Source organism: Pseudoalteromonas sp. UBA6610 (genome assembly GCF_002433295.1).
Taxonomy (GTDB): Bacteria; Pseudomonadota; Gammaproteobacteria; order Enterobacterales; family Alteromonadaceae; genus Pseudoalteromonas; species Pseudoalteromonas atlantica.
Map to the genome: position 1 here is coordinate 35581 of NZ_DJHW01000017.1, position 24295 is coordinate 59875.

Annotated in this window: 19 protein-coding genes and 1 riboswitch; of the genes, 7 read left to right on the top strand and 12 right to left on the bottom strand. The window is 41.2% G+C overall.

Features of this window, described 5'->3' with window-relative positions:
- Window positions 1–82 precede the first annotated feature (82 nt).
- The gene (locus B4F91_RS01885) at window positions 83–565 is read right to left on the bottom strand and encodes a winged helix-turn-helix transcriptional regulator (RefSeq protein WP_004587169.1); all 483 of its coding nucleotides are present in this window, start codon (window positions 563–565) and stop codon (window positions 83–85) included.
- A gap of 207 nt (window positions 566–772) precedes the next feature.
- On the opposite strand from B4F91_RS01885, the gene putA reads away from it, so the two are divergent.
- The gene (gene putA, locus B4F91_RS01890) at window positions 773–4576 is read left to right on the top strand and encodes a bifunctional proline dehydrogenase/L-glutamate gamma-semialdehyde dehydrogenase PutA (protein ID WP_024034315.1); all 3804 of its coding nucleotides are present in this window, start codon (window positions 773–775) and stop codon (window positions 4574–4576) included.
- Window positions 4577–4695: 119 nt separating this feature from the next.
- A complete protein-coding gene (locus B4F91_RS01895; RefSeq protein ID WP_286938975.1) occupies window positions 4696–5889 on the top strand; it encodes an HD-GYP domain-containing protein in 1194 nt (397 codons plus the stop codon).
- Window positions 5890–5938: 49 nt separating this feature from the next.
- On the opposite strand, the gene B4F91_RS01900 is transcribed toward B4F91_RS01895, so the two are convergent.
- From B4F91_RS01900 to B4F91_RS01925, 6 genes are all read right to left on the bottom strand, one after another.
- Complete coding sequence (locus tag B4F91_RS01900) at window positions 5939–7021, bottom strand: general secretion pathway protein GspB (protein ID WP_248462633.1); 1083 nt, start codon at window positions 7019–7021, stop codon at window positions 5939–5941.
- An 11-nt stretch (window positions 7022–7032) separates the two neighbouring features.
- The gene (locus tag B4F91_RS01905; RefSeq protein ID WP_024034318.1) at window positions 7033–7950 is read right to left on the bottom strand and encodes an ExeA family protein; all 918 of its coding nucleotides are present in this window, start codon (window positions 7948–7950) and stop codon (window positions 7033–7035) included.
- Window positions 7951–8125: 175 nt separating this feature from the next.
- The gene (locus B4F91_RS01910) at window positions 8126–8644 is read right to left on the bottom strand and encodes a DUF1566 domain-containing protein (protein ID WP_273589274.1); all 519 of its coding nucleotides are present in this window, start codon (window positions 8642–8644) and stop codon (window positions 8126–8128) included.
- Between the two features lie 9 nt (window positions 8645–8653).
- Window positions 8654–10309 (bottom strand): DUF1566 domain-containing protein, encoded by a 1656-nt coding sequence (locus B4F91_RS01915; RefSeq protein ID WP_286938977.1) that lies wholly within the window; start codon window positions 10307–10309, stop codon window positions 8654–8656.
- 217 nt (window positions 10310–10526) lie between these two features.
- Window positions 10527–10859 carry a hypothetical protein gene (locus B4F91_RS01920; protein WP_024034321.1) on the bottom strand — a complete coding sequence of 111 codons (333 nt, stop codon included), beginning with the start codon at window positions 10857–10859 and terminating at the stop codon, window positions 10527–10529.
- A 20-nt stretch (window positions 10860–10879) separates the two neighbouring features.
- A complete protein-coding gene (locus tag B4F91_RS01925; RefSeq protein ID WP_029773870.1) occupies window positions 10880–11584 on the bottom strand; it encodes a DUF2982 domain-containing protein in 705 nt (234 codons plus the stop codon).
- A gap of 246 nt (window positions 11585–11830) precedes the next feature.
- On the opposite strand from B4F91_RS01925, the gene B4F91_RS01930 reads away from it, so the two are divergent.
- From B4F91_RS01930 to msrA, 3 genes are all read left to right on the top strand, one after another.
- Entirely contained in the window at window positions 11831–12883 is a 1053-nt protein-coding gene (locus tag B4F91_RS01930) for an efflux RND transporter periplasmic adaptor subunit (protein WP_004587178.1), read from the top strand.
- A 3-nt stretch (window positions 12884–12886) separates the two neighbouring features.
- Window positions 12887–15994 (top strand): efflux RND transporter permease subunit, encoded by a 3108-nt coding sequence (locus B4F91_RS01935; protein ID WP_286938980.1) that lies wholly within the window; start codon window positions 12887–12889, stop codon window positions 15992–15994.
- 89 nt (window positions 15995–16083) lie between these two features.
- Window positions 16084–16620 carry a peptide-methionine (S)-S-oxide reductase MsrA gene (msrA, locus tag B4F91_RS01940; RefSeq protein WP_055252937.1) on the top strand — a complete coding sequence of 179 codons (537 nt, stop codon included), beginning with the start codon at window positions 16084–16086 and terminating at the stop codon, window positions 16618–16620.
- 245 nt (window positions 16621–16865) lie between these two features.
- Here the strand turns inward: msrA and B4F91_RS01945 are convergent, their stop codons facing one another.
- From B4F91_RS01945 to B4F91_RS01955, 3 genes are all read right to left on the bottom strand, one after another.
- Window positions 16866–18695, bottom strand: coding sequence for a TonB-dependent receptor domain-containing protein (locus tag B4F91_RS01945; protein ID WP_286938981.1), 1830 nt, complete (start codon window positions 18693–18695; stop codon window positions 16866–16868).
- Between the two features lie 49 nt (window positions 18696–18744).
- Window positions 18745–18914: riboswitch (cobalamin riboswitch) on the bottom strand.
- Between the two features lie 67 nt (window positions 18915–18981).
- The gene (locus tag B4F91_RS01950) at window positions 18982–19764 is read right to left on the bottom strand and encodes an ABC transporter substrate-binding protein (RefSeq protein ID WP_286938983.1); all 783 of its coding nucleotides are present in this window, start codon (window positions 19762–19764) and stop codon (window positions 18982–18984) included.
- A 267-nt stretch (window positions 19765–20031) separates the two neighbouring features.
- Window positions 20032–20514 carry a YajQ family cyclic di-GMP-binding protein gene (locus tag B4F91_RS01955; protein ID WP_004588518.1) on the bottom strand — a complete coding sequence of 161 codons (483 nt, stop codon included), beginning with the start codon at window positions 20512–20514 and terminating at the stop codon, window positions 20032–20034.
- Between the two features lie 150 nt (window positions 20515–20664).
- Between B4F91_RS01955 and B4F91_RS01960 the strand changes: the two genes are divergently transcribed.
- On the top strand, window positions 20665–21018 hold the full coding sequence (locus tag B4F91_RS01960) for a VanZ family protein (protein ID WP_004588519.1): 354 nt from the start codon (window positions 20665–20667) through the stop codon (window positions 21016–21018).
- Window positions 21011–21913, top strand: a complete 903-nt coding sequence (locus tag B4F91_RS01965; protein ID WP_138578340.1) for a ketopantoate reductase family protein — start codon at window positions 21011–21013, stop codon at window positions 21911–21913. The genes B4F91_RS01960 and B4F91_RS01965 overlap by 8 nt, the downstream gene beginning before the upstream one ends.
- A 26-nt stretch (window positions 21914–21939) precedes the next feature.
- On the opposite strand, the gene thiI is transcribed toward B4F91_RS01965, so the two are convergent.
- Window positions 21940–23397 carry a tRNA uracil 4-sulfurtransferase ThiI gene (thiI, locus tag B4F91_RS01970; protein ID WP_096042132.1) on the bottom strand — a complete coding sequence of 486 codons (1458 nt, stop codon included), beginning with the start codon at window positions 23395–23397 and terminating at the stop codon, window positions 21940–21942.
- 97 nt (window positions 23398–23494) lie between these two features.
- Window positions 23495–24148, bottom strand: coding sequence for a TetR/AcrR family transcriptional regulator (locus B4F91_RS01975; RefSeq protein WP_004588522.1), 654 nt, complete (start codon window positions 24146–24148; stop codon window positions 23495–23497).
- Window positions 24149–24295: the final 147 nt, after the last annotated feature.

A 24295-nucleotide genomic window follows, 5' to 3' on the forward strand; every position in this document is an offset into this window, starting at 1 on the left:
AAGCCGCTGGCTAATCATTAAAAAAGCACCCTTAGGTGCTTTTTTAATGTGTGTGTAATGTATTGCAATAAGCATTTGGTTTTTAAACATCCAAACGTAAACCAGGATCCTGCTTAATTTTTTCTATTACCATGTAAGTATGGTGAGTACCTACTCCCGGAATATCGACCAAATCTCCTAGCACCTGTCGATACTCATCCATATCCGAGACCCTAATTTTTAGCAGGTAGTCGTACCCTCCCGCTACCATATCGCACTCTACAACTTGCTCAATTTTAAGTATATGCTCTTTAAATACTTTAAAAACAGCCGTGTTAGATGTCACCAGCGATACTTGCACATGCGCTACTAAGCTCTGATTCAGCTTTTGTTCGCTAAGCTTTGCAAAGTACCCTTCTATATAGCCTTCTTGCTCTAAACGTTTTACACGGTCAAGGCATGGACTAGGACTTAAATTAACCTGTTTTGCTAGGTTAACATTAGAAATTCTGCCGTTCTTTTGAAGAACGTCTAATATTGCTAAATCGATACGATCAAGCAGGCGTAATCTATTTGGACTTGTCATACAGAATTTTATACGGATAAGTTGAAAATATGCCCTGTAAATTATCGTAAATCGTGAAATTTAACCAGCATATTCTGCTGAAATTTAATTAGAATGCACGCATTACATCACTGGTAATTTATTGGTAGCAAAGTTGCTTTAGCTCAACAGCCCAAGCACATAAATTTTGTTCTACTATTTACATATTAACATTCCTAAGGGTTGCTTATGTTATTCAATGGCGATTTGACAACAACCTGTCCTACAAGACAGAAAATTCGTGATTTTTACCGCATTGATGAAAATGCTGTTATTGATCATATTTTACCACTTGCAGAAGTGGGTGTTAAAGCACGAAGCCGTGCATGGGAAAGAGCTCGCCAGATTGTTTTAAACATTCGAAAAGATCAAGACGGTCAAAGCGGTGTAGACGCACTTTTAAATGAATTCTCACTCTCTAGTGAGGAAGGTGTAGTGTTAATGTGTTTGGCCGAAGCCCTACTTCGCGTACCAGACAAAGCCACGCAAGATACGTTAATTCGTGACAAGCTTGCTAAAGGTGATTGGAGTTCTCATTTAGGAAGCAGCGATTCTTTATTCGTTAATGCTTCTTCGTGGGGATTATTAGTAACCGGTAAAATGGTTAACTACACAGATAAAACCAAAGAACAGCAATTTGGCATGCTTAAAAAGACCATAGGTCGTTTAGGCGAGCCTGTGATTCGCAAATCTGTAAACTTTGCCATGAAAATTATGGGTAAGCAGTTCGTTATGGGTCGCACCATTGACGAAGCCATTGAACGCGCTGCTGAAAAAGAGCAAAAAGGCTACGTATACTCATACGACATGCTAGGCGAAGGCGCGCGCACAATGAAAGATGCCAAGCGTTACTTCGACAGCTACATGAACGCAATCCATGCAATTGGTAAAGCGGCAAATGGCCGTGGCCCAGTTAAAAGCCCTGGTATTTCAGTTAAACTTTCTGCTATTCATCCACGTTATGAGTTCACGCATAAAGACCGCGTAATGGCCGAAATTGTGCCTAAACTAAAAGAGCTCGCGCTTGCTGCTAAAAAATACGACATTGGCTTTACAGTTGATGCAGAAGAAGCTGACCGCTTAGATATTTCGTTAGATGTTATAGAAGCGGTATTTAGCGATGAAGATTTAGGTAACTGGCAAGGTTTTGGTTTAGCCGTACAAGCATACCAAAAGCGCGCTATTTTTGTTATTGAATGGGTAACTGAACTTGCTACTCGTGTAGGCCGTAAAATGATGGTTCGCCTTGTAAAAGGTGCCTACTGGGATACAGAAATTAAAACCACGCAACAAGATGGTTTAGAGCACTACCCAGTATTTACGCGTAAAGCAACTACCGATGTATCTTACAAAGCCTGTGCTATTAGAATGCTAGAAGCACGCGATGTACTGTACCCGCAATTTGCAACACACAACGCTTACACGGCAGCCACTATTTTAGAAGTTGCTAAAGGCGATAACACCGGATTTGAATTCCAGCGTTTACACGGTATGGGCGAATCTTTATTTGACCAAATCGTAAATGAAGAAAAAATTCAATGCCGTGTTTATGCACCCGTTGGCCAGCACGAAGACCTACTTGCCTACTTAGTACGTCGTTTACTTGAAAATGGCGCTAACTCATCGTTTGTAAACGCCATTGTAGATACCACTAAACCAGTTGAGTCGCTATTACCTGATCCAGTAGAAACACTGCAAGGTTTACGTAATAAGTACAATACGCAAATTAAAATGCCAATCGACTTATACGGCGACGAACGTGCTAACTCTAAAGGCATGGACTTAACCGATATTAATGTAATTACGCCATTCAAAGAAAACCTTGAAAGCTGGTTTAACGAGCACTTAATTGATCAAAGCCAAGTACCTGAAGGCGCATTAGCGGTTAAAAACCCAGCTAATCACAACGAAATCATCGGCCACGTTAAACTGCAATCTGGCGATGAGATGAAAGACATTTTGGCCAATGCAGAAGCGGCATTTGAGTCATGGTCACAAACATCTGTAAAAGAGCGTGCTAATTTATTACGCCGCGTGGCTGATATTTTAGAGCGTCACCACGACGAACTCGTAGCTATATGTATTAAAGAAGCCGGTAAAATTGCGCAAGATGGTATTGACGAAGTACGTGAAGCCGTTGATTTTTGTCGTTACTACGCGGCACGCGCAGAAGAACTTGCAAGCGATGAGCGCTTTGAAGCACGCGGTGTAATTTTATGTATTAGCCCGTGGAACTTCCCGCTTGCTATTTTCTTAGGTCAGGTGGCCGCTGCCATTGTGACTGGTAATACTGTTATTGCAAAACCTGCAGAGCAAACAAGCTTAATCGCACTTCGCGCTATTGAGTTAATGCTTTCGGTTGGCTTACCAGAGCATGTAGTACAGCCGGTGATTGCCCGTGGTTCTGAGGTAGGTAAAACAATTGTACCTGATGAGCGCATTCAGGCTGTTATGTTTACCGGTTCTACAGAAACAGGCACACTTATTTCACAAACACTGGCTGCGCGTAACGATATTCAAGTACCGTTAATTGCAGAAACCGGTGGCCAAAACTGTATGATTGTCGATTCAACAGCGCTGCCAGAGCAAGTTGTTGATGATGTAATAAGCTCAGGTTTCCAAAGTGCAGGCCAGCGCTGTTCAGCACTGCGTGTATTATTTATACAAGAAGATGTAGCCGATGGCATTATAGAAATGCTTAAAGGCGCACTCGCCGAGCTGCATATTGGCGACCCGTCATTACTTTCTACCGATGTAGGCCCAGTAATTGATGAAAAAGCCCTTAAAACGCTAAATGATCATGTTGAATACTTAAAAGGTAATGCAACACTTCATTACGAGTGTAAGATCCCTGATAACACCGAAAATGGCGCCTACTTTTTTGCCCCTCGTTTATACGAAATCGAAGATTTATCAGTACTTAAACGTGAAGTATTTGGTCCATGTGTGCACATTGTTCGCTTTAAAGCGAATGATATCGACAACGTGATTGACCAAATAAACAACACAGGTTATGGCTTAACAATGGGTGTTCACTCACGTATTGAAGAGCGTTGTGAGTACCTAGCTAAAATGTCGCGTGCGGGTAACGTATATGTAAACCGCAACATGATTGGTGCCATTGTCGGTGTGCAACCGTTTGGTGGCCGTGGTTTATCTGGTACTGGCCCTAAAGCCGGTGGCCCTAACTACCTGCAGCGCTTAGTAAAAGAGAAAGCATCACCTGATAACGTGCAAATGACTAACCTAACGCCAGATGAGCTTGATTTACACCATTACAGCGGTGCAAACGAGCAAGTTGAAAAGCTAATGGCTAACTCAATGCGCGATGAGAAAATTTGGCGTGCAACACCGTTAAATGACCGTGTATCGGCTGTTCGTCAGTTGCTTGCTAAAGTAGCAACGGTCGAAATTATTGATGACCTAGCGGACGATTTGGCATTAACGCTTTCAGAAGCGCGTGCACAACTTAACCGATTAGAAAAACACATGCGTAAGTTTACTACTTTGCCTGGGCCTACTGGTGAATCAAACACCTTGCACCTTGAAGCACGTGGTTGCGTAGTATGTTATGCAGATAAAAGCACGTCATTTAACTTTTGGGCGCTTTCAATCATCACAGCACTTGCTGCAGGTAATACAGTAATTACGGTAGCATCAGAGCTATTTTACGATGAAGCGGTAGCCTTTAAAGATAAGTTTATTGCCACAGGCGTTGCTGAGGGAGTGTTCCAGGTTGCAAAACCTAATCAACTACAAGCTATTTTGGCTCACCCTCACTTAGCGGGTGCGGTGGTTGCTGCACGTTCGTCTCGTTTAGGTTACTTCAGCCAACAACTTGCACAGCGTAAAGGCGCTATTTTGCCAGTAATTACTTCAGAGTATTACGATACGTTGATTAAGCGCTTAATTACTGAAAAAACGATCAGTATAGATACTACCGCATCTGGTGGTAATACTTCACTGATGACCCTAGTAGAAGATGACGAATAGCCCATCTAGTACTAATTAACTAAAAATGTAAAAAAAGGCACTTAAAAGTGCCTTTTTTTTTACCCTGCAACGTATAATGATGCTAATTTAAACAAAGACCCATTACAGAAGTAAAAAAATTGAAAGTTATCTCTATTTCGCAATTACAGCCTGGCATGTTTGTTCAAAGTGTTACAAAACAAACTGGGCGCATTAAAATTAAAAACCAAGGCTGGGTTAAGACTCAGGCGAGTATCGATAAGCTCAAAAAAGCGGGCATTTTAGAAATAGAGATAGATCCAGATAAAACATTAACTACACCCGAGCCCGACACCCAAGCCCCTGCGCCTAAGGCAGAGATTAAAAAACGCGACCCTTGGCTTAAAGTTCATAGTAGCGAACAAGAAATGGGCAAAGCTAAAAAGCTCTACGACGAAGCTAAAACACTTCAACAAAAGGCCTTTGGCGACATAAAAGCGGGTAGAGATATAGACATAGCGCCTTTTAAAGAGCTTGCCAGTGGCTTTATGGACTCTATTTTTAGAAACCAAGATGCCCTAGCCTGCTTAACGCAAATGCGTCAAAAAGATGCTTACTTATTAGAGCACTCTATCAACGTTTCTATTTTAATGGGTATTTTTGCAAAGCACTTAGGCATAGAGCGCGACATTATTGTAGAGCTCACTACGGGTGCTTTGTTGCATGACATAGGAAAAATTAAAATTCCTGACAAAGTGCTCAATAAACCGGGCCGCTTTAGTGAAGACGAATTTAAAATTATGCAAAACCATGCTCTGTATTCTAAGCAAATTTTGGAAGAAGCAGGATTAACGGGGATTGCTGTAGATATTGCCGGCCTACACCATGAGCGCTTAGATGGGAAAGGCTACCCGTTTGCCAAAAAAGGCGATGAGATAAGCCAATACGTACGTATGGCGTCAATTGTAGATGTATATGATGCACTTACGGCAGAGCGGGTATATAAAGCAGGTATGGAGCCTATAAAAGCGTTTAAAATTTTAAAAGACGGTTGCCCTGATAGCTTTGATGGTGAGCTACTTACTAAATTTATCCAATGTATTGGCATTCACCCAGTAGGCACCTTAGTGCGCTTATCTAGCCAAAAAGTAGGCTTGGTTACACAGAGTAACCCTGAAACACCTTTAAAGCCGGTGGTTAAAACATTTTATAGTGCTAAACACGGTCGCTACACGGAAATGCAAGATATAAACTTGGCAAATAAAAAAACAGCTGACAAGCTCGAATCAACTGTTAAGCCGACCGACTACAACATTGATTTAGAGCGCTTTTACAAAAACGCTATTTTACCTTGAGTTAAAAAGTAAAGCCGCAGTTTTGCGGCTTTACTTTATTAGCTGCGCTTTATTGCGGCCAATCCTGCAAAGCTTTAATACTGAATTCATAACCATCAAAATCAAGTACACTCTGCTCTGGGGTAATTTCGCGCACTGTTAGTGCCCCAATGCTCTCCCCTTCGTGTAGCTCTCTGCCATTAAGCTTTATCCAGCGTTTATCTGCACTTGAAGAGTATATATGTGCTTGGTATTTAATGCTTGGCAGCATGGCTTGTAAGCCATCTGGTAATAGCTCAACCGGTTTAACTCGAGATGAACTGCGTGAGGCCTGGGTTACTTCGTAATCTTGTTCTTGCTCCGAGTCTTTTATCGCTTGTGCAAAGGCATCTTTTAATTTACTCGGTACAGCATCAAGCTCCGGACTACTTTGCGGCGCTTGCGTGCTTGGGGTATTTTCACCATTCAGTGGTTTTCCAAGCACTTTGTACTTGCTCATATCTAAACCTGCTGAGCTTGTATTTTGTGCTTGCGGCTGCATAAATTGCGTGTTTTGGCCGTGTGCATTATAAGCAAGTGGATTATAGCTTTGCGTATTAGGTAGCTGTGCATTGTAAGTTTGCTGATTAAACGCATTTTGATTATACCCGTTAGCATTTATAGGGGTTTGCACATTGTAACCTGGTTGCTGCTGCGCCGGATTATCATTAATAGGGATATACTGCCCTTGTGGGGTAAGCAACATTTTTTGTACCCCGGTAGGTGTTTGTACATACACCAACTGCCCTTCAATCGTTGCTTTATTACTATTTTTTTCAGCCTCTGAAGACGGTGATGTTACAGGCTTTTCGGCTTTATTTTGCGCTGTAGTTGGCTCATCTGTTACTGCTTGTTTTTGTTTTTTGCTATCAGTGCTAACAACGTCAACCGGCTGGCTTGTTTTTAATAGTGCGCTGCTTTGAAACCACTTACCCGCTGTAAAGCCACCCGCTATGGCAATAAATGCTGCAATTGCGCCACCAAGTAGCCACACCATTTTTTTATAGCGCGTAAGTGCTTGCTGCTGTTTTAACTGCGCTGACTGCAAATCATATTGCTCGGCGCTCATATCTGCTTGTTGAGATTGCTTTAATGCATCTAATAAATAAGACATAAATTACCTAACTATATAATAAACGACATGCCAACACCTACTGCAAACAAAGCAGCAAATGCTAAGTAATAATAAACACGGCCAGTGGATTTAGGCGCATTATTCTGCGCAGCCACAAAATCCATAGGCAGTGATTCTTGGGCTGATTGTTTTATAATATCACTATCAACAATAAGCTGCTGCTTAGAAAAAGCCCCGACTAACGCGCGCTCACAGACTAAATTCATTAAGCGTGGAATGCCGCCAGTTAACTGATGTACAGCTTGCATAGCATCGAGCGAAAACACGCCTTTATCACACCCGGCAATATGTAAACGATGCTTTATATACGCAACTGTTTGCCCTTGGGTGAGCGGTAATAAGTGATACCGTGCTGTAATTCGCTGCGCTAACTGCCTAAGCTCAGTACGTTTTAATAATGCCTGAAGCTCTGGTTGACCCACTAAGACTATTTGTAACAGTTTTTTATGATCAGTTTCTATGTTGGTTAATAGTCGTAATTGCTCAAGCACATCGGGGGCAAGGAGCTGCGCTTCATCAATAATTAAAATTGTGTGCCCGCCCGCTTTGTTATTAGCCTCTAGGTGCTGCTTAATAATGTCGGTTAAACTTTTAAGGGTGGCATTTTGGGCATCGTAAGTAATGTTTAGCTCATCACAAATACTGGCCAAAAGCTCAAGCTCCGACAGCGCCGGATTATGGATCATTGCAACTTGAGTGTTCTCTGGCAGTTGCTCTAACATACTGCGGGTAATGGTGGTTTTGCCTGTTCCCACTTCGCCGGTTAGCAATACAAACCCGCCATCTTCGCCTAAACCATAGGTTAAATGGGCAAGTGCCTCTTTGTGGCGTTCGCTTAAAAATAAATAATGGGGGTTGGGCGAGATCGAAAATGGCTTTTCGCTCAAGCCAAAGTAGCTTAAATACACCGCAATGTTCCTTCGTCATTAAAACTCGGCCTATAATGGCAAAAAAAACGACAAAGTAACAACGTTGTATGCGCTTTATTATTGAAATAACGTAAATTTATGTAAAACAAAAAAGCGCCGCTAAATTTAGCGGCGCTTTTGTATTAAAGTTAAGTGCTTGGCTATTTTATTTTACTTAGTTTTCGTAACGCACTAAACGTAAATACACGTCACTGGTTTTAGCATGTAAGCTATTAAGCCCGCTATCAAACTGGTAAACCCATGCTGAGCTCATCGTGCTTACCCCTGAGGTATTACTCCAGTAGTTTTGCAATTTAGTGCCTAAAAACACCTCTTCGTTAATACTTGGCTCGGTGCAGCTGTGCTCTAAAATACTGGCAAGCTCTTTAATATTAGGAACCTGCCAATCGTCGTAATCGGCAGTGGTGTCGTTTTCTGCACCTCTGAGTGCTTCTTGCCAATTAAGTGACGGAGAAGAGCCTGTACATGTTTCAGTGTCGCTATCGTAAACTTGTCCGTAGCTACAACGTTGCCACATTAGGCCTGTTTCTGTATCTAACACTGTGCCATCCTCATTAAGGGTGAAGCGAGTGGTTGGTGTTGTTGTATCCGCCCCGTCGTAACACGTTTGCGCTGCGGCTAGTTGAAAGCTTGCGCTAAATACAGCCATTGAAAATAGTAAGCATGTTTTCATGATTTTCTCCTATCGGCTTCTGACTAAACGTACATACGCGTATTTTTCTTTCGGGTAGGCTAAGTCATTCCCGTTGCTCATATCGATAATGTACGCTTGCGATAAGCTGGTACCATCGGCTGCAGTTTGTGATGTCCAGTACGGTAAATTCACATCATCTATAGCGCCTGCTTCTGGCATATTTGGAAAAAACGCTTCATCAATTAATACGTTTTCGCCCTGCTTGCCATAATCTATTAAGCTCAACAGCTCAGTGTAAGTTGGTAAGCGCCAATTGGTACCGCCGCAAAAATCTAAGTCGTTCACTTCATTTATATAGGTTTGCACACCACAGCTTGTATCATCTGGACAGGTGGTATTAGCGGTACTGGTATCGGTAAAGGTTGTCGTGCCTAAATCCCAAAAGTAATGATTTTGGCCATCGCGTAAGGTGGTATTAGGTAATGTACCTGACTCTACACTTTTCACTTCCCACACAAGCCCCGTTACGTTGTCGCGTATACAAGTAAAGTCGTCACTATCATCCGCTACTTCATCAGCAAACTGATTTAGCTTAGTGTAGTCAAACGCAAGGTTACCTTGGCCTGCTTTATCGAGTTGGTTGGCAAAGCTGTCTCGGCCAAGCTCTGCATCTTGACCCGGAAAGTCACTACTTTGGCAATTGATACGCTGGGTATTGTTATAACACTCGCCTAGGCCACTGTCGTTAATTAACCCTAATGCTTTTGGTGATACGTCAATAAATACGGTATCGGTGTCAGTGCGCCCTTTAGAATCAGTAACAGTGACTTCAAAGCTCAATGTGGTATCTAAATCAACGTCGGAGGCAAAAAATGTCGTGGTACATTGGCTAGTATTTGCCAGCGTTTCGGCATTGCCTGTTAATTGTTGCCAGCTACACGAAAACGTATCTGTTAGGGTGTCACTTTCACTTGCATCTAAGGTCACTTCCTCAAATTCTTCAACGTTTTGGTCATCTCCGGCATTGGCCACAACCAGCTCGTCTGTTTTATTTAATGTCATACTGTATTCAGTACTTGCCTCGCCGCCCTCGTCGTCGGTAACGCTTAATTGCCATATTAAATTTGTATTTGATTCAAGCAGCGGGTGGCTAAAACTTACCGTAGAGTTGTCAAAGTCGGTTACATCTAAATCAGGGCCTGAAATTAATTGCCACTGATAGCTATTAATTTGGCCATTTTCATCAGGGTCGCTCGACTCTTCAGCACTTAACGTTACGGTGTCGTTATAGGTTGAAGGCAGTGTTTCTGGGGCTGTTTGACTAACAACAGCAAGCGGTAATTGATTACTTGAGGTAATAAATATGCTCACGTTGTCACTAACTAAGCTGCCGTTATCTGTTTGATAGCTTACAGATAGAACAAGTTCACTGTCGGCTTTAACATCGGGCGCAGTAATTGTTTGCTCTGCACCTTCAAGCGGGAAGCCGTCCACAGATGGGCCGCTAACGCGCTGCCAAGTAAAGGTACCATCGGCTGGTGAGCCTTGTGCGGTGATTGTAAACTCTGTTTTTTCTACAACCTGAAGATCGGTTCCGGCATTAACCGAGGTTTCAACAGCAGAGTCATCACTACCGCCACCTCCACCGCCACAGGCAGCCAATAAAAAACAAGATATAAGGGGAGTAAAAGCAAACGCTTTCATAAAACGCACCTATAATGTCAAATAATTACTATAGTGTAATCACTAGCAATAAAGGTGCCATTTAGAGTTATACCAATTCGCTTAATTAAGTGCTCCATTTTGAGGCTGGAAAACGTGTTGGTAGCTAGGCGAAAAATTCGCTAGTCAGTTGTTCTAAATGAGAACTTTTTAACACGTTTAGCCTCACAAAATGATTAAGTATTATTGTGGATTGGTATTACATATACGTATCTTGATGAATACGCACAAACAGCTTAGTGCCTATTTTTGAGTAATCTACTTTGTATTCACGCCCATCAAGCGCCTGAATAAACAACAGCTGTTTTTCTTCACCAAAAATATCAGCGCTACTTACATTAACAATTTCAAGGTAACGCTCTTTGGCATCACGCCGGTTTTTAGGTAGGTCCTCTTTAAATGGCTCCAAACCATTTTGAGTTACCTTTATACGTGGGTGCTGCTCTGCATTTACAATGACTAGATCAAGCTTTTTATCTTTATGGATGATGGTATTGCGACCACTCTTTATAAAAGATCTTTCTTGGCTCATTATTTTTCCTACTATCGCATTTAGTGTCCAACTTGCGATGCTATAAACCGTTCAGGTGCGCGTTTCCATTTATTTAAATCGGCACTGAACGACCAAATGTCTGTCTCTAATACACTTGCGGGTAACAGTAAATTATATCCCGTTAACAACTCAAGGTGCTTGGCTCTGTTAGCAAACATAGCTATAAGTCCAGTATAGCTAAATCCTTTAGGTGAGGTGTATTGTGTCTCTTCTATTAACCATTCTGATGGGCAATTGCCATTTTTGCAATGTTTTTGAACAGCTTGCATAAATAAATTACGCTGCTCTATCAGTAGTTTTCCGGCAATGCGTGGGTGTATAGCGCTTAAAAATTCGTCCATATCATTGAGTTTTAAACCTACTGCGTTTAATTCAAGGTATTCAAGGCCGTCAGCCACCTTAGGAATACCGCTGTGGTGTAAGTTACTAACATGTAACTGCCACTGGCCATACTTATGCTGATACACAAGTAAGGACTCACTAAGCACTAAACTGTAATAAGGTTCCTGTGTTTTTAAAAAACCAATAAAAATAGCAGCTATGCACATGCTTACTAAAAAAATTTCTATTAAGCTAATTTCACCCGGGCGCAGTAAATTAAACAGCATAATAAATACTAAACCTACGCTGCCTACAGTAAGTACTTCAATGCCATTGCGCGCCCCTTGCGCCCTGTATTTTATTATTGAACTTGGCTTACCCATATTGGTAAAAAGCCATATAAAATAAAAACATAACAATACCCCAAAGTATTATTTTTCTCATTGTTAAACAGGTTTTACACTGCGGTGGTTGCTTCATCGTTTTATCATAATTTTAGTGTTAAATGGGAACAAGTAATTAGTCTCATAAATTTTTACGCCTAACGCACAAATTTATGAGACACATAACCGCCTTTTCACGGTCTTATTTCGTACAATACTTACAATTTATTTTCAGGTATGAAAACGATGTATTCAAAACAGTCAGGTAAAGCTCTTTTTCCATTTTTAATTACGCTTCTTGTTATTTTAAGTGTGTACTTATATTTGCCATCTAGCCATGGTGAACAATCTAATTCAAGTGATACACCCACACAGGTAATGGCTCATACGGTATCGTCTCAAGAAAACATCGTTATGATTGAAGCCATAGGCAGTGCACGCGCAAACCAAGCAATTTATATAAAAAGCGCACAAAGCGATTATGTTACACACATATATTTTGAAGATGGCGACTTAGTAAGTAAAGGCCAACGCCTTGTGCAGCTGCAAAATCAGCAAGAACAATACGCTGTAAAAGAGTTAGGCATTAACTTAAAAGAAGAAAAACGTCAGTTAAGCCGCCTTACTGAGCTTTCTCGTACGCAATCTACCGCTAAATCATTATTAGAAGAGCAGCTTTCTCGCGTAGATGCCACGCAAGCTCAACTAGAAAGCGCTAAAACCAAACTTGATGAAATGCTAATTACCGCACCGTTTTCTGGCTTATTAGGCAAACGAGAAGTGTCGGTTGGTGCTTATGTAAGTAGCGATACAATTATTACAACGCTTGATGATATTAGTATTATAAAAGTTGACTTTAAAGTCCCTGAAAAATATTTATCTCAACTTAACCTAGGCATGAAAGTACATACTCAAAACGATGCCTACCCAGGGCGCACTTTTACCGGCAAAGTGACCCATATTAGTTCTCGTATCGACTCGATTACTCGCAGTGTAGAAGTAACCGCAAGCTTTGCTAATAAATCCGGGTTATTACGCCCAGGGATGCTTTTAAACACCGCTTTGGAGCTTAGTAGTAATCAGGCGCTTATGGTGCCAGAAAAAGCCGTGATCCCACTGCAAGATAAACATTTTGTATACCAAGTAAAAGAGGGTATTGCCAACAAGGTAGAAGTGCATGTTGCTGGCAGAAATAACGGCTGGGTAGCGATTGATGAAGGCCTTAGCGATGGCGAGCAAGTGATTACCGAAGGCATTATTAAAATTCGCCCTGGTAGTAAAGTAAGTGTTGAGGGTTAATCGGTGAAAATTACAGATACGAGTGTTAAACGCCCTGTTTTTGCCATAGTAATTAACTTACTACTGCTAACATTTGGCTTGGTGGCTTTTTCGATGCTACCACTTAGAGAATACCCAGATATTGAAACCCCTATTGTTAGTATTAGTACTGACTACACTGGTGCTTCGGCAGAAATAGTCGAGACAAAAATAACGCAAATATTAGAAAACCGGATATCGGGCATTGAAGGCATTAAAAGTATTAATTCTTCAAGCAGAAATGGGCGCTCTAATATCGTTATTGAGTTTGATATAAGCCGTGATATTGACGCAGCCTCAAACGATGTACGAGAGCGAGTTGCCCGCGCACTAGATAACCTACCAGAACAAGTGCGCCCACCAGAGGTATCTAAGTCAAACAGCGACGAGAGCCCTATTGCTTGGTTTGTACTTAACAGCGAAACCATGAACTCGCTGCAATTGAGCGATTATGCACAGCGCTTTATTGTCGACCGATTAGCCGTTGTAGATGGCGTTTCAAATGTACGTATTGGTGGTGAGCGCCAATACGCCATGAAAATTTGGCTAAACCGCCAAGCCATGGCTGCTCGTGGGATCACTTCAAGTGATATCGAAAACACCCTACGCAGTGAAAACGTAGAGCTACCAGCAGGTGAAATTGAATCTATCGACCGCGATTTTACCGTACGTACAGCGCGTAGCTATAAAGACCAACGTGATTTTCAAAACTTAGTTATTAAACGCGGTGAAGACGGCTACCTTGTGCGTTTAGGTGAAGTTGCCGATGTACATTTAGAAGCCGCCGACGATGAAAGCCTGTTCCGTGGTAACGGCCGTAACATGATTGGCCTTGGCATAGTAAAGCAAGCTAAAGCAAACACCTTAACAGTGGTAGACAACGCCCGCAGTGAACTTGAAAAAATAAAACGTAATTTGCCAGAGGGCACCACTATTCAAGACAGCTACGATTCGTCTATTTTTATTAAAGAGTCAATCAACGAAGTATATAGCACGCTTGCCATTTCTATGGGGTTAGTGGTGTTAATAATATTTATCTTTTTAGGTAATATTCGCGCTACGCTTATCCCCGCCGTTACTGTGCCTGTAGCACTTGTTGGCAGCTTTATGTTTTTACTTGCCATGGGTTATTCAATCAACTTATTAACCTTACTTGCGCTGGTATTAGCGATTGGTTTGGTCGTAGATGACGCCATTGTAATGCTTGAAAATATTCACCGTCGTATTGAGCTTGGCGAACCACCTTTATTAGCGGCCTTTAGAGGCGCCCGCGAAGTAGGCTTTGCAATTATTGCGACAACGCTTGTGCTTATTTCGGTGTTTGTGCCTTTAGTATTTATGGATGGGCGAATTGGCGCTTTGTTTACAGAGTTTGCAATGGCTGTAAGTGCCGCGGTGTTTTTCTCTAGTATTACTGCCCTTACGCTCTCGCCTGCGCTGTGCTCTAAAGTTTTAAAAGCGTCAGAAAAAGAAAGTAAATTTAGCCAATGGATGGACCGTGTTTTTAGCAAAGTTGAAAACAGTTACCGCCAATCGCTTACCTCAAATATGACCAAAAAATGGGGCTTAATGATAAGCCTAGTACTTGCTGGTTTTGTTAGCTACTCGTTGTTTTTACAAGTGCCCTCTGAGCTTACGCCAAAAGAAGACCGCGGTACCTTTTTTATTATGATGAGCGGCCCTGAAGGCGCAAGTTATGAAAATAACGCTGCCAACATGGCCAAAATAGAAGAGCGCCTGCTTCCTTACTCAGAAGCTGGCGAATTAAGCCGTGTTTTAGTGCGCGTACCGGGCTGGGGCGGCAGTGGCGGTGTTGCTATCGTTGGTATGGCCGATTGGGATAAGCGCAAGCGCTCTACCTGGGAAGTTATGGACGAAATAAGCGCCAAAATGACCGAAGTAACAGATGTACGTGCCTTTGCTATTATGCGCCGTGGTATTGGCGGTGGCGGCTCCTCTCGCCCCATTGAGTTTGTACTACAAGGTAACGATTACGAGCAACTTGCTGATTGGCGCGACCGCATTATAGAGCGCGCAGAAAAAAATCCAGGCTTGGTAAGAATCGATCACGACTATAAAGAAACCTTTCCACAATTTTTAGTCAGCATAGATAAAAACAAAGCCGCCGATTTAGGTGTGTCAGTATCAGATGTAGGCACCACGCTAGAAACCATGCTAGGGCAGCGCCGTGTTACCACCTTTATTGACCGTGGTGAAGAATACGATGTAATTTTAAAAGGCACTAAACAAGACTTTACAAACCCTACTGACATTTCAAATATTTACCTTAAATCACGCAGTGGTGAACTGGTCCCACTAGATAGCCTTATAAGCTTAAAAGAAGAGGCCACAGCATCGCGCTTAAACCGTTATAACCGAATGCGCGCCATTACACTAAGCGCTAATCTTGCGGACGGTTATACACTTGAACAAGCACTTAACTTTTTAAACAAAGTAGCCGCTGAGGAAAACGACATTGACGGCGCTGTAGATTATAAAGGTGAATCACAATTATATTACGAAGGCGCATCGGCCATGACCTATGTATTTGTGCTTGCCCTAACTGTAACCTTTTTAGTTTTAGCTGCCCAATTTGAAAGCTTTATGCACCCGTTTGTCATTATGCTAACAGTACCACTTGGCCTAATGGGCGCCATGTTTGGCCTATGGGTAACCGGCTTAACGCTTAATATTTATAGCCAAATTGGTATTGTAATGCTGATAGGTTTAAGCGCTAAAAATGGTATTTTAATAGTCGAATTTACCAACCAACTGCGCGATAAAGGCGTAGAATTTAGCGAGGCTATTTTGCAAGCGGCCACTCAGCGCCTGCGCCCAATAATAATGACCTCTCTGACTACGGTAATGAGCGCAGTGCCTTTAGTATTGGCATCAGGCCCAGGCGCAGAGAGCCGCATGGTAATTGGTGTGGTGGTATTTACAGGGGTTATTGTATCAACATTGCTAACACTTTATGTTGTGCCTGCAGCGTATTATGCCCTAGCCCGCAACACACAGTCGCCAGAATTTTTACAGCAAAAATTAAATAAGCAAGCCGACTCTCACCCGCTCAAAGACAGCGAAGAAATTTAACTGAGCTTACACTGCGCCGTAACTTGCTGTTACGGCGTATTCAATTTATGCTCGCCTTAATACTGTAACATACATAATTAGGACAACTTATGAGCACATCAACACAACTAGCAACATTTGGTGGAGGCTGTTTTTGGTGTATAGACGCTGCATTCAGACGAGTAAAAGGTGTACTAAACGTAAGCTCAGGTTACACCGGCGGCCATACCGACAACCCCACGTATAAATCAGTCTGCTCTGGTACAACAGGCCATGCTGAGGTTGTGCAACTGGAATTTGACAGCGCTGTAGTGAGTTTTGAAACACTGCTTAGCATGTTTTTTACGTTACACGATGCCACGCAATTAAATCGCCAAGGTAACGATATTGGCACACAGTATAGAAGTGTTGTTTATTACCACAACGATGCGCAATTAAGTCAAACCAATGAGATGATAGCCCAGTTACAAAACCATATTAGCGAGCCAATAGTGACAGAGGTTAGCCCTGCGACCACATATTACCCAGCAGAGCATTATCATCAAGATTACTACAACGAAAACCCACAGCAGGGTTACTGTAGTATTTTAATTGCGCCTAAGTTACACAAGTTTGAAACTGTATTTAAAGAGTTTTTAGCTGACTAGCTAATTTGCGTTGTTAAAATAATTCTAATACCAATCCGCATAATTAAGTGATCTATTTTGAGGATGGATAAACGTGTTGATAGCAAGGCAAAAAATCCGCTATTTAGTTGTTCTAAATGAGAATTTTTTAACGCAGATAGCGACACATTTAGCCCCTGAAAATGATTAAGTATTAATGCGAATTGGTATAAATACACATTAAAAAGCCCGATATAAATCGGGCTTTTGTATATTAAAAAACGCTATTAAAACTGATAGCTTGCACCTACAAAAAAGCGGCGCTCTGGGGTGTTGTAGTAATATACTTCACCGCTTATAAAGTCAGCTCTTGAGTCAACCACATTGTAATCTCTGTCAAATAGGTTCTCTACACGCAGCGACAGCTCAATATTATCGTTTACATGATAGTTACCCGCTAGGTTCCAAAGTGTATACGATCCTAGGCGCGTTACTGCCCCCTCGCGATCACTGCGGTATTGCATATCAATGCGAGCATCAAAATCACCAAATTGCTTTGCGAGCTCCCAATTAACAGTGCGCTTGGCAACATTGCTTAGCTCATCGCCGGTTTCTTTGTTTTCGGCACTTAAATATGCAAAATTAAAGTGGCTATCAAAACCTAAAATTTGCTGTGTAAGGCTAAACTCAACCCCTTCATAGCGAGCTTCGTTTATATTAGCTAACGCAAAGTTTTCATCGTAATCAATTTTATCTTCGATATCGTTTCTAAAAATTGCAAAATCGACTTGTGCACTGTCAAAATTAACATTTACACCAAGCTCGCGGTTTATTGACTTTTCAGGTTGGAGATCCGGATTACCAAAATTTGGGTAGTATAAATCGTTAAATGTTGGCGCTTTAAAACCTGTGCTTTGACTAATTCTAAATGTTGAATTTTCAGATAAATGATAACCAGCCGCCGCAGTATAGGTTGTTTCATCACCAAACTGTTCATCGTCGTCTTGGCGAAGAGTTAAATTGGCAAGCACAGTGTCGGTGTCGTAATAAGCCCCAACAAACACTGCTAATACATCGCGGCTATCCTCATCAAATGCTTGCGAGCTGTGCGATACATCATCGTTATACCAATTAACGCCGCCGCTAATATTAAGCGCATTTGTTAAGCGGTATTGGCCGCTGTAATCTACTTGCGAGCGCTTAGTAATAAATGTACTGGTTAATGGCCCGCCGGTAAAAAAGTCCACATATGTGCTGTCAGAATCATCGGTTGCAAAAGCAACATCTATAGCATGAGATTGGTTAGTGTAGTTTTTGCTCCACTGCGCCGACAGTTGATAGTTTTTAAAGTCCCCTCTTTCAACCGTGCTCGTAGCCGGGCTAAAGCTGCTATCGTAGTCCGCGTAGCCTTCGCTGTACTGGCCTAGTAGCTTAAAGTTACCGTAATGTGCATCTGCATAGTTTACTTTAAAGCCTACGTTTTTATTTTCATAGCTGTCGTCATCGGGCGCTATACCTTGTAATGCATCAAAACCATCGGTTTTTTCAAAGCCTGCATTAAATGCGCTAACCACTTCATCTGATTTTACTGAACCTGCAAGCTGATAGTTTTGATAAGCGTTAGAGCCAAATGTGGCATCAAGTGATACATTGCTCGCTTCACGCGTTATTATATTAATAACCCCAGCTAATGCATCTGAGCCATACACAGCTGCACGCGAGCCTTTTATGATCTCGATTCGCTCAATACTATTTAGCGGCACGTTACTTAATGCTTTTTGTCCTAGCGTGGCTGAGCCCGTGCGTACACCATCAATTAAAATTAACGTATCGCCAGAACCTGTACCACGTAAAGATACGCCCGACGTTTGGCCAAAACCACCATTAGGATTAATTTGAAAACCCACCTGTGTGCTTAGTAAGGTCGGTAAATCGCGTACATTGCTTGCATCTATTTCGGCGCGTTCAATTACATTAACGCTCGCTAATACATTATTTATTGATTGTTCAAATTTATTAGCGGTAACAGTGATTTTTTCAATTGGGCTTTGTGCAGCAGATACAGAAAAAGACAGCGCAGCCGAGATAGCAACGCCAAGAGTTGTTTTATTTAGCATGATGTTCCCTATCTTTGCCCACCGCAAAGATTTAAGTAAGTAAGATTACTTCAAGGCCGGTCTCCGGACTCAGTAAACACATAAATGCGTTAATACTTTACCGTTGCGGGGGCAGTGTTGGGATTGCTTTTGTCATAAAGGCGCACCAACTTCCCGATTATCTCGCTGTTAGTTTTAATACTTTAAACCCTGTATTTAGCAACCAGCAAGCACCTTGAAAATAGGCGGTTATTGTGAGCAGTTTGTTTACAAATGTCAACGGACGTCTATATAGCTAAAGGTTATATTATTTATTTTCAGTAAAGCTGGATCTTACGCCGTATGAACTTAAAAGCGCTGTGATTTTAGGTTTTATTTCAGACGAATTTAAAAGCTTATCCATTTGTTTTACCGTAATTTTACTGCGCGCAGGATTAACTAAAAAATGAGTATCGTATATAGCATCTGGGATATTACTCTTATAAAGCAGGTTCATATTAAAAATGTTGTTCTTTTTAAAGTATTGATAAGCTATGTTATTTAACACCCCAACATCGGCACGCTTTAATAGCAGCATTTTAACAACGTTAAACTCATCGATTGTTAAACTAACTTGGTGTTCATCACTTAAATATTGTGCATCGGTTATAAAATCAGCAAAACGATAGGAATACCCCAATACCCCCGCTTTTGTTAAAGCATGTAAGTCATCGAAATAGCTTTGCTTTTGGGCGTTTTGTGCCAGCGTATAGAACTCATTTTTAGCAATAACATAAAAGCTCGTTTCCTTTAAGGCACTTCTTGCTACCTCAGGCACCCATTGCATAGCCATTAAAAATAACATGTCGAATTCCCCCCATTCGACCCACTTTTTGAGCCTTTTTACAGGCAAAGAGTTAAGAGTAAATTTATATTCGCTTTGAGAGTCATTGAGTATTTTTACAAACTCAGGCGCTAACCCTTGCTCTTTTTCGGCATTAATAATAATTGGAAAGTAACCGTCCTCTACCAACACATCTACATTTATTGGCTTGGCAAAGCTAAACTTACTGCTCGCAATAATAATTATAAAAACAAGAAACTTAAGCATTTAAAGCCTTTAACAGTCGCTATTAAGTAATATTGATATTAAGAATAGCCTAATATACACAACTGCGTGATAAGCAGGTTTAATAATGCATTTAAATAACGTTAAAAGAGTATGGAATAACAGTGGACTAATTTTACACAGGTAAAAGGAGTTTAGGCTTGCAGGTAAATAAAGGCTGTAATTAGGGCGGGGTAAAATGTGTGGCTAATATATTTAATAACCACACACTTAAATTCTCACTTTAAAATACTAAAGACACTTAGCTTATTAATCGCGAAAGTTTTTAAACTGGAAAGGCTGACCTAAATCTGCAGTGCGAACGACTTGCATAGCGGCTTGTAAATCGTCACGCTTTTTACCCGTTACACGTACCTCTTCACCTTGAATAGCAGCTTGTACTTTTACTTTTGAGTCTTTAATGGCTTTAACTACTTTTTTAGCCATGTCTTTCTCAATGCCTTGCTTAAGTGCAACATTACGAAACACGTTTTTACCAGCACGAGTGATGTCTTGTAGTTCCAAGCTTGCTACGTCCATACCACGCTTAGAAATTTTACCTGCTAAAATATCAAACAATTGCATAACTTGTGAGTCAGCTTCAGCTTTTAGTTTAATTGTTTTGTCGTTTAGCTCAATTGATGCGTCAACACCTCTAAAGTCAAAGCGCGTTTCTAGCTCACGGTTGGCGTTATCTACTGCATTTTTAGCTTCGTTCATTTCTACTTCTGATACGATATCAAATGAAGGCATTGGGTTCTCCTAACTATTAAATCTAAATTTATGCGCCGATTATAACGCTAAAATTATAAATCTTTACATTTTTCTGCCAGTTGTTCAGGTGCGATACTAATTTAGTTTGATATACTGCAGCCTCTTTTTTAAGCGGTTTTAGGATTTATCGTGACAAGGCGTGTTTACCAAGCAGTTTTTTTGATTAGTATTGTGGTGTTTACCCTCTTATTTGCCAAAGAAATAAAAGGCGGCGTTACGAACTTATTTCCACATGTTGATAAAGTTGCCCACTTTGGGATATTTTTTATACTTGCCATCATTATGGATAAAGCCTTTAAGTTACCGCTGTACACGCAAGTACTCTTGCTTGCGGGCTACGGTGCAGCAATAGAAATAATGCAAGATGCGCTTCCCTACAGGCAGGCCTCGTTAGGTGATTTTGTTGCTGATTTTGCCGGTGCGGCCACGTACTTTTTACTAAGAACCATTTTTACTCCTCGAAAAAAGAACCCTTATGGCTAATATTCTTATTATTGGCGACGGCGCTATTGGTTTATTGCTAAGCCATTTTTTATCTAAAGCTCACACTGTTCATGTGTTAACACGCAAAGCCACTGCAAATACACGCTTTTATTGCAAAGCAAAACAGCCTTCGCAAAAAATTAATGCACGATTCATTACACTTAAGCAAATTAATGAACAGCCCGCGTTTGATATTGTTATTTTTGCAGTAAAGGCTTTTCAGGTGCAATCGGCCTTTACGCAAATTAAACCCTTTTTATCGCCAAGTAGTGTACTTATTGTATCGCACAACGGTATGGGTAATGTTGAAACACTCAATGAGCAACTCGATAAGCAACAAGCGTTGTACTTTTTAACCACCAGCATGGCTGGCTTTAAAACAAACGACTTTATAGTACAGCACACCGGTGAAGGTAAAAGCGTATTAGGTGCCTGCAACCCTTGCGCGCACAGCTATCGCCAAGCAATGTGTGAGCAATTGCAAAACGTGCCGCAGCTAAGCTACAGTACTAATATTGAGCAGCTACGTTTTGAAAAACTATTAGTAAATATTGCCATTAACCCATTAAGCGCACTGTATGATATTAAAAATGGTCAGTTACGTGCCCCTTATTTTAATAGCATTATCTTTAATTTATTAACTGAGGCATGCCAAATAGCCCATGCTTTAAAGCTTGATATTAAGCTGGCCGATGCGCTTAACAACGCTTACAACGTAATGATGCTAACCGCTGAAAACTACTCTTCAATGCATCAAGACGTAGCGCATAACCGACAAACCGAAATAGACGCCATTTGTGGCTATATTAGCCAACAAGGTAAGCGATTAAATATCAGTACCCCGCTAAACGATGCTCTACTTGCTAAAATTAAGGCAAAAAAAAGCGTGGTATAAACCACGCTCTAAATTACGGTTAGCCTTTACGGGCGGTAAACTTTTACACCCGTAAAGCCTGCTTCATGAAGAATAAGTGCCTGTAACTGGCTCATAACCCCTCTTTCACAATACAGGTAGTAATCCTTATCTTTTGGCAGATCACCAAATTTAGTCGCTAAGCGGAAAAACGGTAAATGCACTACATCTATACCGTCAATCTCAAGCGGCGCTGCATCCTCTTCCTCTGGTGAGCGAATATCAACAACCACTGCACCCGCTGGTAAATCAACTACCGACTCAGCTTCTTTAAGTTCTTGCTTAGCTTCTACGTCTATATCACGCACATCCATAATACGAGCGTTTTCAACAACAGTATTAAGCACATCAAAGTCGAACTTTTCTTCTTCGGCTTTAATAACGTCAAGTTTAGCTTTAACCGTTGGCTTTTTAGATATTACGCCACAGTACTCAGGCATGGTTTCGGCCATTTCTGCGGTGCCAATTTTACGGGCAATATTAATAATTTCTTGTTTGTCGTGCTGAATAAGTGGGCGCAAAATCAGGGTTTCTGTTACGCGGTCAATCACACTTAAATTAGCTAAGGTTTGGCTAGAAACCTGACCTATACTCTCACCAGTTACCAAGGCTTGAATATTTAATTTTTCGGCTACTTTGCTGCCAGCACGCATCATCATGCGTTTTAGCACAACACCCATTTGGCTGTTTTCAACGTTCTCTAAAATTTCGGCTACAACCGGTTCAAAATCAACCGTGATAAATTTAACTTTATGAGTAGAGCTAAATTTTTTCCATAAGTAGTAGCTGGCTTGTTTAACACCAATTTCGTGTGCTGCGCCACCTAAATTAAAGAATAAAAAGTGCGTGCGAGCGCCTTTACGGATCATCTGGTAACTTGCTACACCTGAGTCAAAGCCGCCTGACATTAATGAAAGCACGTCTTCTTGTGTTGGCAGTGGAAAGCCTGCCATACCTAGGTGAGTTTGCGTAACTATGTAGGCTTTATCGTCCTTTACTTCTAAGCGAATAGTTACTTCTGGGCGGCTTAACTTAACGCGAGCGCCTTCAACGTGCTGGTTTAAACCACCACCCACGTAACGCTCTAAATCCGTAGAAGTAAAGTCGTGTTGACCAATACGCTTTGCGCGTACACAAAACGTTTTACCAACGATGGTATGCCCTACTAGGTCTATGGTTTTTTTATAGATATCGTCAAGCGTTGTGAAGTCAGTTTCGGTCACTTCAATAAATTGCACAATACCAGGAATGCGCTGCAAGCTATCGATAAAGTCTAGGCGTGTTTGTGCATCATCAAGCTTAGTTACAACAGAAATATTATCCCAGTTGTTTCTTACTTGTACTTTTTCGTCAACACGGCGCAATACAATTTTAATGTTATTTTCTAACACTTTAGTAAAGCGTTTACGTACCGAACGGCTTTTAATGGCAATTTCAGGATGTAGTTTGACGATAAATTTAAGCATAGTTCACTCTTAGACTGCGGGAATTCGCGCTCCCAGGCATTGGGCGCGCGATTATAGCAAAAATTTTTGCGTCTAGGAACTAACCAACTAACAGCAGTTAGGCAAGAGCTGGCGCTTGCTCTGCAAGTTGGGTGTATTTTTCACGTAACTGATTCATTTTAAGTATGCTTTTTTCGGTGCTATAAGCCCTAAATAATGCTAATACTTTTAAAATGCCATGATAAATATCTTGCTCGGCTAAATTACCACTGAGCCTACGCGCTTTAATATACGGAGTCCAAAAACTAACGGTTAGTTTAAGAGTATGGGCAAGTTCGAGCGCATCTTGCTCTTCTATGGCAATCATTTCGTTATCGCGAAGGCCTAAAATAACTTGGCGAACCTGCTCTAATAAAGTTGACTGAAAACCAATGTAGGCTTGCTTTAAACTTTCATCCCTTGAGAGGATGTCGCCTAAGTTGTCGTAAAAAAAATGATAGCGCCACATTAGCTCAAATAATGAATCTAAATAAGCAGTTAAATGATCAAACGCATCATCGTTTGCTTCAATAGGTTTAAAATGAGTATGTAAATGCTCGCTGTAAAGCGCAAAAATATGACGGATAATGTCTTCTTTATTTTTAAAATGATAGTAAAGATTACCCGGGCTCATCCCTAAATGTGATGCAATATGATTGGTTGATATTGCACGCTCACCATGTTCATTAAATAACGAAATACTGGTGTGTATTATTTTATCCTTAGTATTCATATGCGACGACTCAAATTAACTTATAAACTACATTACACTAAATATCAGCCTTGCAGTATAAACAAATCGGGCTGGTTTAAATACCATCATAATTTACTATTTTAAAAACGAAGTCTGATTATGCTCCACGCAGACATTTGCAATAAT

What these genes read in the sequence shown, in the direction of transcription:
- B4F91_RS01885 (WP_004587169.1), bottom strand. Translation starts at nt 565, where the DNA reads ATGACAAGTCCAAATAGATTACGCCTGCTTGATCGTATCGATTTAGCA.
- B4F91_RS01965 (WP_138578340.1), top strand. Translation starts at nt 21,011, where the DNA reads ATGGCTAATATTCTTATTATTGGCGACGGCGCTATTGGTTTATTGCTA.
- B4F91_RS01925 (WP_029773870.1), bottom strand. Translation starts at nt 11,584, where the DNA reads ATGGGTAAGCCAAGTTCAATAATAAAATACAGGGCGCAAGGGGCGCGC.
- B4F91_RS01945 (WP_286938981.1), bottom strand. Translation starts at nt 18,695, where the DNA reads ATGCTAAATAAAACAACTCTTGGCGTTGCTATCTCGGCTGCGCTGTCT.
- putA (WP_024034315.1), top strand. Translation starts at nt 773, where the DNA reads ATGTTATTCAATGGCGATTTGACAACAACCTGTCCTACAAGACAGAAA.
- B4F91_RS01950 (WP_286938983.1), bottom strand. Translation starts at nt 19,764, where the DNA reads ATGCTTAAGTTTCTTGTTTTTATAATTATTATTGCGAGCAGTAAGTTT.
- B4F91_RS01930 (WP_004587178.1), top strand. Translation starts at nt 11,831, where the DNA reads ATGTATTCAAAACAGTCAGGTAAAGCTCTTTTTCCATTTTTAATTACG.
- B4F91_RS01915 (WP_286938977.1), bottom strand. Translation starts at nt 10,309, where the DNA reads ATGAAAGCGTTTGCTTTTACTCCCCTTATATCTTGTTTTTTATTGGCT.
- B4F91_RS01920 (WP_024034321.1), bottom strand. Translation starts at nt 10,859, where the DNA reads ATGAGCCAAGAAAGATCTTTTATAAAGAGTGGTCGCAATACCATCATC.
- msrA (WP_055252937.1), top strand. Translation starts at nt 16,084, where the DNA reads ATGAGCACATCAACACAACTAGCAACATTTGGTGGAGGCTGTTTTTGG.
- B4F91_RS01955 (WP_004588518.1), bottom strand. Translation starts at nt 20,514, where the DNA reads ATGCCTTCATTTGATATCGTATCAGAAGTAGAAATGAACGAAGCTAAA.
- B4F91_RS01910 (WP_273589274.1), bottom strand. Translation starts at nt 8,644, where the DNA reads ATGAAAACATGCTTACTATTTTCAATGGCTGTATTTAGCGCAAGCTTT.
- B4F91_RS01975 (WP_004588522.1), bottom strand. Translation starts at nt 24,148, where the DNA reads ATGAATACTAAGGATAAAATAATACACACCAGTATTTCGTTATTTAAT.
- thiI (WP_096042132.1), bottom strand. Translation starts at nt 23,397, where the DNA reads ATGCTTAAATTTATCGTCAAACTACATCCTGAAATTGCCATTAAAAGC.
- B4F91_RS01900 (WP_248462633.1), bottom strand. Translation starts at nt 7,021, where the DNA reads ATGTCTTATTTATTAGATGCATTAAAGCAATCTCAACAAGCAGATATG.